Annotated in this window: 6 protein-coding genes; 1 reads left to right on the top strand and 5 read right to left on the bottom strand. The window is 49.6% G+C overall.

Annotated features, from left to right (window positions below; genetic code table 11):
* Nucleotides 1-266: 266 nt before the first annotated feature.
* Complete coding sequence (gene proC / locus ACNFN4_RS03765; RefSeq protein ID WP_072177705.1) at nt 267-1,109, top strand: pyrroline-5-carboxylate reductase; 843 nt, start codon at nt 267-269, stop codon at nt 1,107-1,109.
* 33 nt (nt 1,110-1,142) lie between these two features.
* Here proC and ACNFN4_RS03760 read toward each other — a convergent pair whose 3' ends face one another.
* The 5 genes from ACNFN4_RS03760 to ACNFN4_RS03740 form a co-directional block, all read right to left on the bottom strand.
* Entirely contained in the window at nt 1,143-1,889 is a 747-nt protein-coding gene (locus tag ACNFN4_RS03760; RefSeq protein ID WP_077722557.1) for a polyketide synthase, read from the bottom strand.
* 49 nt (nt 1,890-1,938) lie between these two features.
* Nucleotides 1,939-3,186 carry a hydroxymethylglutaryl-CoA synthase family protein gene (locus ACNFN4_RS03755; protein WP_376936018.1) on the bottom strand — a complete coding sequence of 416 codons (1,248 nt, stop codon included), beginning with the start codon at nt 3,184-3,186 and terminating at the stop codon, nt 1,939-1,941.
* Between the two features lie 56 nt (nt 3,187-3,242).
* Nucleotides 3,243-4,397, bottom strand: coding sequence for a cytochrome P450 (locus ACNFN4_RS03750; protein WP_077722559.1), 1,155 nt, complete (start codon nt 4,395-4,397; stop codon nt 3,243-3,245).
* Nucleotides 4,398-4,478: 81 nt separating this feature from the next.
* Entirely contained in the window at nt 4,479-10,694 is a 6,216-nt protein-coding gene (locus ACNFN4_RS03745) for a beta-ketoacyl synthase N-terminal-like domain-containing protein (RefSeq protein ID WP_448200001.1), read from the bottom strand.
* Complete coding sequence (locus ACNFN4_RS03740) at nt 10,691-16,846, bottom strand: SDR family NAD(P)-dependent oxidoreductase (protein ID WP_448200000.1); 6,156 nt, start codon at nt 16,844-16,846, stop codon at nt 10,691-10,693. The genes ACNFN4_RS03745 and ACNFN4_RS03740 overlap by 4 nt, the downstream gene beginning before the upstream one ends.
* Nucleotide 16,847: the final 1 nt, after the last annotated feature.

The raw sequence follows: 16,847 nt of genomic DNA, 5'->3' as shown, positions 1-16,847 counted from the left end.
AAACTAGAAAACACGGAACGCGATGACGAGGAACTAGTATATAAACAACGGCAGCAGAGAGCAATGTCCCCGGCTGAAAGACATTGCGGCCCTCTTGTTTACAGAACCTGCCCTCAGAGCGGTTAGGAAAACCTAAACGTATCCCCTCGTTACGGGATTTGAGCTGAGCACGGCTGATTCGTGCTAATGTAAGGTGGTACCGCGAAACCTTTTCGTCCTTTTTGACGGGAAGGTTTTTTTGTGTTTTAAGAAGAAGGAGGATTTATATGAAGAAAATCGGTTTTATCGGGGCCGGATCAATGGCGGAAGCAATGGTGAACGGACTGCTGCAAAGCGGAATGACAGCCCCCGGACATATATATATGACAAACCGGTCAAATGACAGCCGGCTTGAAGAGCTCCAAAAAACGTACGGAGTGAAACCGTGCCGGGATAAAGAAGAGTTTTTCAGCAATACCGACATTATCGTTCTCGCCTTTAAACCGAAAGATGCGGCAGAAAGCATTGAGAACATTCGCGAATACGTGAAAGATCAGCTTGTGATTTCTGTCATCGCAGGGCTGACGATTCACACGATTCAGCAATATTTCGGCAGAAAGCTCACCATCATCCGGGCGATGCCGAATACATCCGCGGCCATTCAGCAATCGGCGACCGGTTTTTCCGCAAGCTCCGAGGCGAGTGAAGCTGAAATCCGGACGGCAAAAGAGCTTCTGGAAACAATCGGAGAAGCGACGCGCTTTGAAGAAAAACACCTTGATGCCGTCACAGCCATTGCCGGAAGCGGTCCCGCCTATGTGTATCGGTATGTCGAAGCAATGGAAAAGGCCGCCCTTCAAGCCGGCCTGCCGGAAGAAACGGCAAAAGAGCTGATTTTACAAACCATGGCCGGGGCGACGGAAATGCTCAGAACAAGCAGCAAACGGCCTGAACGCCTGCGCAAGGAAATCACAAGCCCGGGCGGCACGACTGAAGCAGGCCTTCGCGCATTAGACGAGCGCCGCTTTGAAGAAGCCATCATGCACTGCATCGCAGAAACCGCAGCCCGGAGCGCCGAAATTAAAGAACAATTCGCAGGCTCCGTTCTGCAAAAGACAGACCAGTCATAAAGCATGGGGCATCCCATGCTTTTTTCATTCTGTTTAACTGCCGTATAAACGGCTGATTCTCTCTTTTACTTCAGGAAGATGGAATGTGGCTTCGTGCATGTTTACCTCTTCCTCAACCGCTTTTGCCAGCTCTCTTTTGATGCGTGCGGTGACATTGGTTTTCAGCGCAACCAGTGAGGCTCTCGGTTTATCCGCCAGCAGCCGGGCCAATTCGCGGCCTCTTTGAAGGACGTCTTTTTTCGGCAGCACTTCAAACGGAACACCCCGTTTTTCCAGAGCGGCGCCGCTGAAGTTCGCGGCCGTAAACAGCATTTCTTCCCCGAGGACAATTCCCAGTTTTTCAGGCACAATATACGTCGCGCCCATTCCCGGTGTAAATCCGTACTTCATATAATTACAAGAATAAAAACTCTCTCTGCTTAAAATCACGAAATCCGAGCTCAGACCGATCGTAAAGCCGGCTCCGATCGCATGCCCCTGCATGACGGAAATCACAGGGATCCTGCAATCCAATAAAAGACTGTGAAGCTTTAAATCTGTAAATTGAAGCTTTCCGCTCTGAATGGTCAAAAGCCCCTCCTGCGTTCCTCCCGTGCAGAAATAATTTCCGTAACCCGTCAGAAGGACAGTTTTATAGGACGGATGGGCATTGATGTCTTGGAATACCCGGTGCAGCTCTCTTACAAACTCTTCTGACAGCCCGTTTTTCCCGGCCGTATCCTGCATTGTGACCTGCACAATGCCCGGTTCTGTTTCCTGTACATCAATCATTGGATTCATGTTTATTCTCCGTTTCTTTAAAAATACTCAAGTCTTTCCGGCTCTTATACTAGGTCGTCCATTCATACTTTCTGTGAAACTCTTTTATTTCAGTCAGCACCAATCGTGTTTTTCCTTGATGCGCATTCGGGATGTCTGCTGCGGGCGCGGCATTTCTTGTGCCGAATTTTACGATGCCGCTGTCTTGGAGCAGCCGGTCGTAATCAGCCATCGATAAACGGACGCGTTCATCCAAATGCCGGCTGATCTGAAATTGATTCTGCCGCGTCCGGCTTTGCGGCATAACGACACCGCTGTAAAATTCAGAGCAGCAGCCCGAACCGTATGAAAAACAGCCGACGCGTTTCGGCGTTTCAAAAGAGCCGTTATCAATCGTGCTGGCAAGTGATAAAAATACAGTGGCCCCCATGATGTTGCCGACGCGCTGACAGTATTGAATCCCAGGCAGCACGCGTTGCTGAAAATCCGCTTCAATGTCCTGCGGCTTAGCCTTTGCCAATTTTCTCATCATCGTCCGATGCGCTCCTTTTACCATTCCGCCAAACGGAGTATGAAAAGAAAGGTATTGAAATGTATTCTTATAATCCGCCCCGCTCACACGCTTTCGGTATTCCTGAAATGAATGTTCACAGCAATCCAAATAAGACATGAGCGACAGATCAGCATCCCCCGCTTCACTATCCGGAATCGGGCGGCAGGTATCCATGACTTCATACCCGTAATACCCGCTTGCACCTTGATCAAGCAAAAAGACATGAGGGGTGCTGCTGACTAAAAGCGCGACAGCTCCCGCCCCCGCACTCGGTTCGGCATAGGACCATTCCTCCGTCAACGCGTCACCGCCTTCAGCCACTAAAAAGCGGGAAATATCCGTTCCGATGATGAGCGCTTTCGCTCCCGGCGATGTTTGCGACAAGATGAAATTCACGCCCATTTGAAACCCGGCCGTTAAAGAATAGCAAGCCTGTTTCACCTCAAATAACCGGCAATTCCGCTTCAGCTGCAAATAATCATGGACATATGTACTGATGGATTTGCCAAAATCAATCCCGGATTCCGTACAGGTGATCACCATTTCAATCTGATTCCGTTCTTCTTCTGACAGAGAATCGATAATCGGTTTTGCGGCATTTACGGCGAACGTAATCGGATCTTCAAACGGAAGCGCCACCACTTTTTCTTTCATCAGCAGGTTCTCAAACCTTTTTTTATCCAGGTTCCGATGTTCCGCAAGCTCCATGACGTCTACATACGCGGTTCCGCCAAACACGTTCATTGCTTCGATTCCTACATTCATTTCTCCAAGCCCCCAGAGTAAAGAGGCTTCCCGTGAAGCCTCTTTTATTTTTTCGTTCAAAACTCAACAAGCAGCCGGTCAACGCCGTGAAATACAGGGCTCGGAACCAGATTCGGCTCTTGATCCTCAGTAAAACGCCATGCGGGCATCTGTTCAAAAAAGTGGGAAAGCGCGATTTTCGCTTCAAGCCGGGCCAGCGGCGCTCCTAAGCAATAATGGCTGCCCTGACCGAATGACAGATGCTGATTCGGCTTTCGTCCCAAGTCAATCTGATCGGCATTTTCAAACTTCTTTTCATCTCTGTTCGCCGATCCAATCCACGCATACACTTTTTCTCCGGCCGGAATCGTTTTTCCGCCAATCTCGCTCTCAACCGCGGTGTAGCGGGTTACCCGCTGAATGGAAGGTCTGAGGCGGATGACTTCCTCAATAAAGTCAGGAAGGAGCGCCTTATTTTCAAGCAGCCGGGGCAGAATATGCGGAAACTCCTTGAGACTGAGAAATGAATTTCCGATCACATTTTCCGTCGTTACGTGCCCCGCGACGATCAACAAGCCGCAAAAACCGATTAATTGCTTGTCTGACAGCGGCTCTCCGTCTAAATCAGCTGCAATTAAATGGCTGATTAAATCATTTTGCGGCTGTTTTCTCCGCTGTAAAATAAACTGCATGAAGTATCCGATCATCTGCTTTTGCACTTCATTCATTTTCTTTTCATCTTTTACATTCTGGCTTTGGTCGACCCAGCTTTTAAAGATATCCCTGTCTTTCGGAGGAAATCCTAAAAGCTCTGCGATCACGATAATCGGAAGCGGAAATGCGTAATCTTCAATAATGTCCATCCTGCCTTTTGAACGGACGGCCTGAAGCAGGTCATCAGCGATCGCGGCTATACGCGGTGCAAGAGACTCAACCGATTTCGGCATGAACGGCTGATTGACCAATTTTCTGAAGACGGTGTGTTCAGGCGGGTCCATTTTCAAAAGGCTGTCTTTGTTAATATGCCGGATCATTTTTTCCTGCTTGTCCGCACTTAAGTATTTATGATCGGAAGAAAAATGACTGTAGTCAGAAATCACCCGCTTCACTTCATCATAGGTGAAGATTTCCCAGCAATCTTCCTTTTCATTGTAATGAACGGGAGAGGTTTCTCTCATCGTTTGGTACCACTTGTACGGCTGCTGCTGTCTGATTTTTGTTAAACTGGTCATTTTCATTCCTCCAAGATGTGTCCAAGATTTGAAATGACCCGCCAAAGCTTACGAGTAAACCCGGCGGGCGGATATGTGAATTTACGGTCTTGTTTTGGCGGGCTGCTTCAGCATCTCACCATGCACGTTCAGTATCTTTTCCTGCAGCTGCAGAAAGCTGTGTTCTGTCATTCCGTCTGCCGAATATAAAACGCCGCAAAATTCAGAAATCGTTTCAGCTGCGCTGTCTTCAGCCAATAACGTCATATGGTTGGATACCGCCACATCCATGATGGCGATGTTTGTCATATGCTCTTGCCACTGGCTCCAGTAGTTGACGAAATCAGCGGATAAAATATCGGCCCTGATCGTAAAATACGGATCAAGCTCACCCAAGAAAATACCGTTTTTATTTCGGAAATAATAGCATGTCACCCCGTTCGGATCAGGAAGCGGCAGGAGTTCGTAATCAGTGATTTCGTAAGCGTCCTGAACGTTTATATTCTGCCTGATCAGATTTTTCACCAACGCGTCCGTCTTCGTTAACCCCCGCTGTTTGGCTTTTGCTATTAATTGCTCTAAAAATATCTCTTCATGAAGATCGGCATCTAGTTCATCACGGTGAATCAAGGTTTCAGAAATGCGTTCCGGATGTTGATAAATTGGTGCAAATAAAGCCATGTTCACCGTCTGCAGCATCATATTTTTATCAAATAATTCATCAGGAATGTTTATTTCCCGTGCGCCCGCCGAGTCAAAGGAGTCAAGCATGACGATTGACTCAACGGTTTCTCCAGCCAGCTGCAATTGCCGGGTGACTTCATAAGCGAGCATGCCCCCTAATGAATAGCCGCCTACATCGTAAGGACCCCGGGGCTGCACGGTACGTATGAGCTTAACGTAATATTCCGCCATGTTTTTAATGCCGCGGATCGGTTCCCGGTCTGTCACCCATCCTCTTGCCTGAATTCCGTAAAAAGGACGCCCGGTCCGTTCGGCAACAGGCTGGTACAGCTCCACTGCCCCCAGCGCGGAATGAAACCAGAAAATCGGTCTTCCCTTTCCCCCCGGGTTAAGACAGATCAGTTCGGGCGGTTCTTGATCATCTGTCTCTTCTGATATATCGTTTTGTTTCGTATGTTCCTCATGTACTTCCTCGGTGTCTTTTTGGACAGAACCGGTCAGATACCCGGCTAATGTTGCGATTGTCGGATATTCATAGACCAGATTTGCCGTAATAGACGCTTGATAGGTTTTATTAATGGACTGAACCCATTCCACACCGATAATAGAATCCAGCCCCATCTCAATGAATGCCTCATGCTCATCAATATCTTCCGGCTTCAGAAACAGGATGTCCGCAAGGCTTTCTTTGAGCTCTTTGCGCAAAGTGCCGTCAGAGATGCCGGCAAGGAGCGTTTCTGCTTCCGGAATTTGCGGACGTACCGCTGTTTCCTCCGCTTCAGCATACTCGGGTTTCTTTATTTGGCCCGCTATATATTCCGCAAGCTCCTTAAGCGTCGGGTGTTCATACACCTTATTGGCAGTAACCTCAGTGTGGTGCGTTTTATTTACTGTTTGTATCCATTCAACCCCGATAATGGAGTCAAGCCCCATGTCGATGAAAGGCTCATCAGCATCAATATCTTCCGGTGACAAAAATAAAATATCTGCCAGGCTTATCCTCAATTCTTCAAGCAATGTTCTATTGTCTTCGAAAACGGCTTTTTCTGGCTGCCGGACAGAAACAGTACCATCCAAAGGCTGTAACACGATCGGTTTTTGCAATGTCTCCGGTTCAAACGCTGTCATTTCAATCTCAGTTAAAGGGCTCAGAGAAATCAGCCCTTCATGTTCAGGCTGCGGCGAAGACGGGAGAACGGTTTGCGTTTCAGACTTTTTCATGGCCTGGCCTGGTAAAGAACTGTTTACATCAGCCGCCCAATACCTTTCTTTTAAAAATGGGTAGGCAGGCAGCGGCGTTTTATAATATTGCCCTCCGTCAAAAAGCCGTGTAAAAGGAAGATCATATCCTCTGCAAAAAAGGTCAGCGATATGTGCCAGGCTTTCTCTGTACTGTGCTGGCGAAGCCGCCGAGCGGCACTGTTCAATGCATTCTATTCCGAATGTTTTCATTCCGGCTTCTTCTGCCGGCTTCTGATCCTTCAAATTGGACACAAACACATCCGGAAGCTCTCTTTTTACAAGCCACTCCGATAATACCCGCTTCAGTTCGTCCGCACTGCTTACGATACAGGCAAACCGGTGATGTAAATGCTTTCTGCCGAGCAGGAGCGTATAACTTATATTTCCCAGATCGCTGTCTTTGTTCTTGCTGAGTGAATCCAGCAGGCGTTCTGCCTGAATTTCCAGCTGACGCTCCGTCCGCGCAGATAAAGGAATGAGGCAGGCCGGTTTTGCCGGTGACCGGCGCACGGTTTGCGGTGCCTCTTCAATCACAAGATGGGCATTTGTTCCGCTGAATCCGAATGAACTGATGGCTGCTCTGCGCGGTGCATCCGGATTCCGTTCCCACGGTATCAGCTTTTCATTCACAAAAAACGGGCTGTCCGCAAATTGAATATGCTGATTGGCTTGGTGAAAATGCAGGGAAGCCGGAATCTGCCGATGCTTCAGCGACAGCAGGATTTTAAACAGTCCGGCCATCCCTGCGGCCGCAGCGGCATGTCCGAGATTGGTTTTCACAGAGCCGATGGCGCAATATCCTTTTTTATCCGTATAGCGGCGGAAAGCGCGCGTTAAGGCGCCGAATTCGATCGGGTCGCCCAGTGCAGTGCCCGTTCCGTGAGCTTCCACCATTTGAATGGTTTCCGGATCAATGTGAAAAGTGTCATAGACATGCCGTTCCAATCGTTCTTGAGATAGCGCGCTTGGAGCGGTGATTCCGTTTGTAGCGCCGTCCTGATTCATTGCAGAGCCTTTTATGACGCCGTACACATGATCTCCGTCACTAACGGCGTCGCTAAGACGTTTCAGCACCACCGCTCCCACGCCTTCACCCGGCACGAACCCGTCTGCGCTTTGATCAAACGTATGGCAGCGTCCGGTCGGTGACAGCATATTCGCCTTATTTGACGACTGATAAAAAGCGGGAGTGGATTGAATGAAAACCCCGCCCGCCACCGCCATTTCCGTTTCTTTCGTCCAAAGCCCCTGACATGCCAAATGAATGGCTGTCAGCGAACTGGAACATGCTGTATCAACAGTGATCGCCGGACCTTGTAAATTAAGGTGATAGGCGATCCTTGCCGGAGTGACGGAATTATGATTGCCCCAAAACGCCTGCGCGGGCCCCTGCTGTTTAAAAATGGCCTGGTAATCTCCGCCGCAGGAGCCGGCATACACGCCGCATTCCCGGCCTCTTACCGAGTCTCCCGCATATCCCGCATCTTCAAGCGCTTTCCATGATTCTTCCAAAAACAGCCGCTGCTGAGGGTCCATATAGGTCGCTTCACGTCCCGATATATGAAAGAAAACGGGGTCAAAACATTCAATGTCCTCTATAAAACTGCCATACTGGCATTGGCTGTCAGAGACATCCCATCTGTCTGCTTTTTTAATCAGATCCCGTCCGGCGGCTAAGTGTTCCCAAAACTCATGGAGATTCTCCGATTCAGCAAACCGCCCGCTCATCCCGATAATCGCGATCGGTTCTTTTTCAGGTAACACAGCTGCTGATTTTACTGTATCGGCCGGATCCTTTTGTTCGGGGTGGTACGTCATTTGATACGGCTCAGAAACGCTGATGACGATTTTCCCGATATTTCCGCGGTCATCCAAACAGTGATACGCTTCTTTTATGTCTTCAAAGGAAAAGATTTTTGAGATGACAGGCTGAATGACTCCCTCTTCCGCCAGCCGCTGCAGTTCCAATTGATAGTCCTTGACCTGATCCGGATTTTGAAGGGACAGCTTCCGCAAATCCACGCTGTGAAACGATTGATTGTTATGAAGGACGGACAAGTCGACTGATTTAGCGGATTTCAGCGCAGTCATGGCAATTTCGATATATCTTCCGCCCGGCGCCAGACAATTCATTCCTTTTTGCATGGCATCACCGGCCAGGGTATTAATGACAACATCCACCCCACGGCCGCCGGTCATTCGCATGATTTCCGTTTCAAAATCTTCTTCTAAATAGCAAATGGTATTGTGGACCCCGAGCGAATGCAAATACTCAATTTTTTTCTGTGATCCGGCCGTGGCATATATTTCCGCGCCGATATGCCGGGCCATTTGCACCGCGATCAGCCCCGTTCCTCCCGTCGCGGTCTGAATTAATATTTTTTCGCCTTTTTTAAGTCCGGCTTTCCGGAAGGCGTCTATCATTGTCACCGCCACGGTGGGAAGAGCGCATGCTTCTTCAAAGGTCAGCCGGGCCGGTTTATGATAGACTTGATGTTCTTTACATGTGATGAGATTCGCCTGAGATCCAAATTCCTCTCCCATGCCGACAATCACTTCATCACCTGGAATGACGGATGTTACATGCCTCCCTGTCTTGATCACGACGCCGCTTGCTTCAAATCCCGGAGTGAACGGATAAGGCGGCATCGTCGGGTACAGCCCTCTGACACAAAGCAAGTCTCCGAAATTTAAAGAAAAGGCGCGGACGGCTATTTGAACTTCGTCATCTTTTGTCTCGGGCACTTCACTGCGGGCAATCATCAGATCTTCAATGCCGCCCGGACGGTCAATCACAACCCGGAACATTCCCGAGTCATCGGACTTTGCGAAAGAAGGCGGCATACGTTCTTGTTTCGGTTTCTGATAACCGTTTTCCTTTCTTTCCGTCTGCAGAGGTTTTTCAGCAGGCCGTTCTTCCTGAAGCGCCGGGCGGATTTTCGCTCTTTCGGTCTCCAGAGAAGAGGCTATGATGGTTTCGTATTCTTCCGAGATATAACCGGTCAGCAGTTTCACATGATAGTAATCAAATAAAATCGTTGTCTGCAGTGTAAGATTCAAACGCTTATTAATCTCATTAATCACATTGACGGCCAAAATGGAATCAATGCCGTATTCAGAGAAATTCAGTTCTTCCTGAATATCCTCTTCTTTCATTTTTAATACATCGGCAATACTTGTTTTGATGACTGAGCGGACATGGGAAGCGACCGATTCCCCATCAGCCTTAACAGCTTGATGCTCCTCTGGGGCGCGGCTGCGGGAAACAGGCTGTGCGGGCTTTCGGAAAACTTCGGCCGGGGCGGCGTATGGCTTTCTGCCGTCTCTGATCCCTTGCATCCGGACGAGTCCGTCACTCTCAGCTGCGATAATCTGCTGACCTAAATCATGAGCCGTTTCAGCAGGGAAACAAACCGCTCTGTATCCTTCCGAATGCAGCACATGCTCCCACGATTTTGGATATAAGCCGGGACTTCCCGGAATCCGAAGCTCAGCATCCTCATAGGACCACCAGCCGTCAAGCAGCCCGAAGGTTAAATGGGTAAAAACAGAACGATCGCTGATTTCGTTTATCAGAATCATCCCGTTGTATTTCAGGAGCGCTTTCAGACGGCGCAGTGTCAAACCGATATTTTTTGTGGCGTGAAGCACATTGGCGGCGATGACAATATCGTAAACACCCGTTTTGATATTTTGTGATTCGCAAGGCTCCTCCGCATTAAACAAGGCTGTTGTCAAATACGGCACATCAGGTCCGTATTCCTGTTCGGCATGCATTAAAAAAGCTTTAGAAACGTCCGTATAACAATATTCCGCAATCTGTTTTGCAAATGGTTGCAGTTTTGTAAACAGCATGGCGCTCGTTCCGCCCGTCCCGGCCCCTACTTCTATCAGCCTGATACGGGCATCGGGGTGTTCCGTAAGATAGGCTTTCAGGTAAGCGGCCGCGGAATCTGCCAACACTTCATTAAAATAATCCGCAACGGGATTATGCTTATAAACACCTTCAACGAGCCGCATTGATGAATCGGGAAATACGATATCCGTAGCCGGACGTTCTCCTTTTAAAATGGAAGGCATCGCTTTTATCGTCGCCTCGGCCAATTCAGCTTGCGCAAGCTCCCCATTGGGAAGCAGGCGTTTATGGGCATTCCACTCATTCCAGACTGTGCGGCCGTCCGGGCGCTGATCCGTGAGAAGAGTGATCGTGTATCCGTCATACGCGATATATCCGTTTTCTTTTAATAGATTCAAGCTTTCTTCCAGCCATCTGCCGTATGTGCCGATCACGCCGGCGCTCCGCATGGATGCTGCAGGTGTGGTGACAGGCTCGCTGAAAAACCCGATTGACTGTAATTGGTAAAAGAGCAGTTTGCAAAGAAGGCTGTTCATATGCGCAACTCCATTTCTCGTTTTAAAGTCTCAAGCCGTTCATTCCGATCCGGATTTTGCCGCTTGACGCTTTCCATAAATGAAGGCTTCGGGCCGGATACAACCGATATTGCATCTTGATCCGTCAGCGCGGCTAAGCCGTGCGGAGCAGCTTTGATGAATGCCGCTTGGCTGAACGGTTCTGATAGTAAGACTTCCAGCGCCTCCATTGCTTCATCGGGTTCAATAGAACCGATCCCTGACGCCTCCATCCGTTTTCTGTAAGACGGGTCTGATACAACGCCCAGACTGCCCCAATATCCCCAATTCATGACTTTCACTTCACAATCAAGCAAGGAAGCGATATGCCGGGCAAAGGCGTCTTGAAATGTACACCCTGCCGCATAGTTGCTTTGCCCGGCATTTTTTGTGAAAGAATTAACGGATGAGAAAAACAGCACAAAATCAAGCGGTTCTCCCTTAAAAGCTTCGATCATTCGGACGCTCGTATTCACCTTAGCTGAATAAGCGTTTCTGAAAGAAGCTTCATCCATATTCGCCATACTTTTGTCGGCAAGCGTTATCGCGGAATGAATGACTCCCGTTATATTGCCGTATTGCTCTCTTACGGAACAGACGGCCGCTTTAAGCGCTGCGGCATCTTGAGCATCAGCCTGTATATAATGCGGCGCGGGGCCTGATAGCGCCAGCCTGTCTATTTTGCTCTGAATCTCCTGATCCTTCGGCCGCCTGCCGATCCATATCATCCGTGCCTTGTAACGGGTGATCATGTATTTGCTCCATGCTTCCCCGATGCCGCCCGCTCCGCCGATGACAGCATAAACGCCGCCTTCTCTGTACGACATACGCGGAGCGGAACTTGTCAGCACCCGGACTGTTTTTTGCTTGTGCCAAGCTCCGTTACGGTACGCAGCAGCATTTCCGTCCGGATCTGGAGGAAGGCGCCAGATGTTTTTCATCTCAGACGAATCACTGCCTTCTTCTGTATCAATCAGCCTGATGTCCCAGTTCGGATATTCTTTTGCCAATGAACCGATCAAACCGTGTACGCCCGCATGCTCAGGCTGCGGCAGATCACCCGGATACACGGACTGTGTCTGCCGAGTGACCGCCGTAAAGCTGATGTTTCGGTTTCCATACCCGAGTGACAGCAGCGCTTTGATGAAACGGAAACATTGAATCACCCCATTCTCCTGCTCATCAAGCATTTCCTGACTGACGGATACGGGTGCGAAACGATCCGGCGCAATCCATAAGAAATGGCGGATATCCTGATACCCGGCTGTCAATTCACGTAATGTTTGCTCGCTTGAATGATCCGGCGTCTCCGCCAGATGGGCGCGGGGCCACATTTTTGCAGCAGCCTTTATGGTATTTCCCGGCTTTCCGATGATCAGCAATTGTTCCTGATCAACCGCTCGATTTTCTTCCAGGGAAAAGAAAGTTTTGTCCCAAACAGGGGCAAGCATCGCTGTCTGAACTTCCTGCCGCTTGCTTTCGGTTTGGTTTGTCTGCCGGACAGCCCGGCAGGAGAAGCCTGTCAATCTCATACAAACAGCGCCGTTTTCATCACATAAATCAATATCCAGCGTCAGCGCTCCGTTATCTGACCGATCGCTCTGTTTGCGGACAAGCGCCCACATCGTTTTCTGAGTCGGCTGAAATATTTCTGCCTGCCTCAGGGAAAACGGCAGCATCGGAGTGTCTCCGGCAGTATCTGAACCGGCACCCAGTGACGCCTGAAACGCGGCATCTAAAAGACTCGGGTGGATGACAAACTGATCGGCGGTACTGTCTGCCGATTCCGGCAGCGACAGCCGGGCTGCAGCGCCCCTCTCTCCGATCATCAGCTGATCAATTCCTTGATGGCTCGGTCCGTATATCATACCCGCATGCCGGAAAGCCTGATAAACCTCATCAGACGTCATAACCGATTGGCTGCAGCCGGACAGCCAGCCCTCTAAGTGAACTGACGGAACCGCTGCTATCTCTCCTGATACCGCGATGCCTTTACTGTATAAAATCCGTTCTCCCCCGGGTTCTTCCGATAGGCTGTAAATCGTAAATTCAATGTCTTCATTTTCCTTAAGGATAAGGCTGATATGGACTTCTACATCCGTCCCCTTATGAACAACAGGCCTCATCCATATGAGATCTTTTAAATACATTCCTTTACGTCCGTCCGGCACAGCATATGCGGCACGCTCAACGGCCGCCCTGGCCATTTCGATCACGGCGGCTCCCGGGAGCACTTTCTCCCCATTGACTGTGTGATCAGTGAAAAAGAATTCCCGTCCGGTAAAAACAGAAGTGAATTTCAGCTCCCACAGATCGGATGTGTTTTCATGAAGCAGCGGATGGATCACCGTTTTGCCGTCATCCCGTTTTGAAACCGCCTCGGCTTCATCTTGAATCCAGCATCTGACCTTTGCAAACGGATAGGCGGGAAGGCTGATTCTCCGGGGTTTTTGTCCCGAATATAACAAGTTCCAGTCCACATCGACTCCCTGCACCCACATGTTCAGCAAATGACCGTACTTTCTCTTTTTCAGCCATTTGCCCATGGCTTCCTGCAAATCTTCATCAGATTCAAACACAGCCACTGTCTCATGATTTCGCTTCGCCCGCCCCCTGTAAAGATGCGGTGCGTTTTCATTTTCCAAGTACGATCTGAGCTTGTCCTCCAGCTCCTTAAGGGAGTCCGCAATGAAAGCCAGCCGCTCATCCATCGCTTCCCGCCCCGCTTGTAAAGTGTATGCGACATCAAATAAGTCCGGCTTATCCGTATGCTTCTTTTGAAGAAAAGCAAGAAGGCGCTCCGCATATTCTGTCAGACGCTCCCCATTTTTCGCAGACAGCAGAATGACAGCCGGCTCTTGGCTGCTGATTGCTTGTTTTACAGGAGCCTCATATTCTTCAATAATGATATGCGCGTTAGAACCGCCCGCACCAAAGCTGCTGATCCCCGCCCTGAGCGGCTGTTCTTCTCCGTCTGCTGCAATCCGTTTCCAATCTGTTAATTCCCGGCAGACGGAAAACGGCCCTTCGTCAAATTGGATATTCGGATTTAAAACATCCGCATGCAAAGATGGGGCGATTTGTTTGTGCTTCATCTGCAGCAGCACTTTTGTGACAGCGGCGATGCCTGCTGCCGATTCCCCATGTCCGATATTTGATTTGACAGACCCGATGAGACATGTTTCAGGAACATCACCGAATGCATCGGTTAAAGCCCGGATTTCAATCGGATCGCCTAATTTCGTCCCTGTCCCGTGCGCTTCCACATAGCTGATCTGGCCCGGAGATACCCCCGCTTCCTGTAAAGCTTGAGAAATGACTTCGCTTTGCGCCTTGGGGTTCGGTACGGTGTAACCGCTCGCTCTCCCGCCGTGATTAATGGCAGCTCCTTTAATGACGCCGTAAATCCGATCTCCGTCTTGTACGGCGTCTTCTAAACGTTTAAGAAGCAGCACCCCGACCCCTTCTGCCGGAATATAGCCGTCACCCCCGGCGCCGAAACTCCCGCAGTGTCCTTTAGATGAGATGAACTGCCCCTGGCTCAGCATGAAGTACTTGTTAGGATGAACGGTGAGATTCACTCCGCCGGCAAGCGCCGCGCGAATCCGATGATCCCGCAGATCCCGGCACGCCATGTACAATGAAGTCAGCGAACCCGAACACATCGTATCGACCGAAATGCTCGGCCCTTGAAAATCGCAATAATAGGAGACACGGTTAGCAATGGATGAAATCCCGCCGGGGAGCCCGATATGCCGTCCTTTCACTCCCGCTTCAGCCGCGAATAACGGGTATTCCTGATACATGACTCCGGCATACACACCTACCTGACGGCCCAGTTCAGGTGATGTCCTCGTATATCCCGCATCCTCCATCGCCATCCACGCATGCATTAAAAACAGCCGTTCCTGAGGATCAAGGTGTTCCGCTTCACGGGGGGAAATCTTAAAGAACTCAGGATCAAAATCGGCGATCCCGTCAATGAATCCGCCCCATTTGCTGTAAATCGCTCCCGGCGCCGTACGGTCCTCGGAAAAGTAATGTTCCCATTTCCAGCGGTCTTTCGGAATTTCGGTAATACAATCCTTTCCTTGTTTGAGATTTTCCCAAAACGCATCGATATCATCGGCCTGCGGATACTTGCCGGAAATTCCGACAATGGCAATATCCAGCGGGTTTCCTTTCGTTTTCTGACGGCTTTGATTCCCAGACGGGGCAAAAGACGCATTTTCAAGCCGATTTGGCTGAAGCACTTCTTTCACAGACGCGTTTTTCAATTCCGCCAGCTGTTCTCCGGTATGGCTGAGGACTGCGGCGTCAAATGAGAGAAATCCGTCTTTTTTATGTTTGATTGTATTCACCACATAGACGGTATCAGACATGACAGGTCCGTAAAGCGTCAGCCTCTCAATCATGAGCGGAATGTGAATCCGCTTTTTCAGCTGCAATTCTTCTTCACCGAGCGACATATAACATGAATTCAATATAAGCGGGTCAAATGCAAAGTGATGCAGATCGCCTTTTTCTTTTTTTCCTGATAAGTCCAGCTGCAATAAAAAGGAGCTCTCACTCATTTTGTATCCCGCCGTTACCGTTTTCAGCATCGGGCCTATCGTGAAGTCGGCAACCGAATCGTACAGACGGGAAATGACATCCGGCGCTACCTTTTGTGCATGCGCCTTCATTTGTTCAACGTCATATGATTTTTTTACGGGTGCCTCTATACCTCTGCTTATTTCTCCTTCGGCACACGTCTTCCGGCTTTCTTTACCGGAGACAGTGTAGCTTGCGGTAAAGCGTTCGGCACTCTTTTCTGCCGCAAATGAAATGTCAACATGTGCGGCCTCTCCCGGCTCCAGTGTGACGGGCCCGCCCGTAAAACGGATATCTTTCAGCCCGGCGGGATACGTGCCGGAATGAGCCGCTCCGGATGCTTCAAGCACCAGACACGGATACACTACACCCATCAGTGCCGGTTTGCCGAAAACCAGATGATCCTGAAGGAATGCTTCATGTTCATAGAAAGTAAATGTCTGACTGCCTGATTGCGTTTCAGAGACCGGTGCTGCATCCGCGACAAGGCCGGATGATTCATCTGTTCCTTTTGTTTTTATGTCTTCAAGCAGTTCGGATATGCTGCTGCATTCAAATAAAAGAGTCGGATTCAGCCGCAGATCAAACGCCTCTTCGATGTCTTTAATAATGGCCAGAAGCTGTGACGATTCAAGGCCTAATTCAAAAAACACGGTGTGCGCATCATTTCTTGTGACAGGACGGCCTACGTATGTTGAGAAAATGCGGTATAAGGTTTCCTCCATCTGCTGAACGCCTGGTATCAGCTGCCGGTCTGTCCGCACCTTTTTGGCTGTCAGGCCGAGCAGTGAAGCAATATGCGCACCGCTGAGGTTGTAAAAGTCAATATCCATTTTTACCATTTCAGAAGGCGTGCCGGACTTTTTCGAAATCACCGCGTAACAGCGCTCCGTAACGGTCTCAGCGGCAATAAACGAATCATAATAAATCGGTAAAAACAAACCGGCGCCTGCAGCTGTCTGCAATACGCCGGAGGCCATGGCGGCACCGTCCATCAGCGCGGGATGAAAGAGAGCGCCAGGGAGATTTTCCTGGCATGAATCAGACTGCCGAATATCAAGGAAACATTCCTCTTCATTTGCATAGATCTCTCCCTCCGGCTTCATCAGCCCGTCATGCGACAGTCCGCGGCTTCTCGCGTCTTCGTAAACCGTATGCAAAGAGACTGATGGAAGTGCGGCTTGTTGTTTTTTCTCCTCTGCGTCAAGGCGCCTATCTGATGAGAAGACTCCTTCATGCACCTCCGCTGATAAGAAAACCGTCCCGGAATCCGCCCCGCAAATCGAGGCTGTCCAGAACTCCTTTTCTTTACTGAATATGACACTCACATCAAGCCGCTCTGACCGCTTCACTGATAAAGGATGATAAACGGTCACCCGTTTCAGACAGATGGAACGGAATGAAAGATCGAGGCTTTGCTTTGCCAGCTGATACAGCATATCAATATAGGCCAGACCAGGCATGACAGATTCGCCGTGAACAAGATGGTTTTTCATAATGGGATGTTCTGCCGTCAGGCGCAGATTCACTGTTTTTTTCATG

This window comes from Bacillus sp. N1(2025), from assembly GCF_053470005.1.
The sequence above is the reverse complement of the archived record's forward strand: the minus strand, read 5'-3'. Positions and strand labels throughout refer to the sequence as shown.

Bases quoted from the DNA above. Each gene is read 5' to 3' on its own strand.
- ACNFN4_RS03745 (WP_448200001.1), bottom strand. From the start codon at position 10,694: ATGAACAGCCTTCTTTGCAAACTGCTCTTTTACCAATTACAGTCAATC.
- ACNFN4_RS03755 (WP_376936018.1), bottom strand. From the start codon at position 3,186: ATGAATGTAGGAATCGAAGCAATGAACGTGTTTGGCGGAACCGCGTAT.
- ACNFN4_RS03760 (WP_077722557.1), bottom strand. From the start codon at position 1,889: ATGAATCCAATGATTGATGTACAGGAAACAGAACCGGGCATTGTGCAG.
- ACNFN4_RS03750 (WP_077722559.1), bottom strand. From the start codon at position 4,397: ATGACCAGTTTAACAAAAATCAGACAGCAGCAGCCGTACAAGTGGTAC.
- ACNFN4_RS03740 (WP_448200000.1), bottom strand. From the start codon at position 16,846: ATGAAAAAAACAGTGAATCTGCGCCTGACGGCAGAACATCCCATTATG.
- proC (WP_072177705.1), top strand. From the start codon at position 267: ATGAAGAAAATCGGTTTTATCGGGGCCGGATCAATGGCGGAAGCAATG.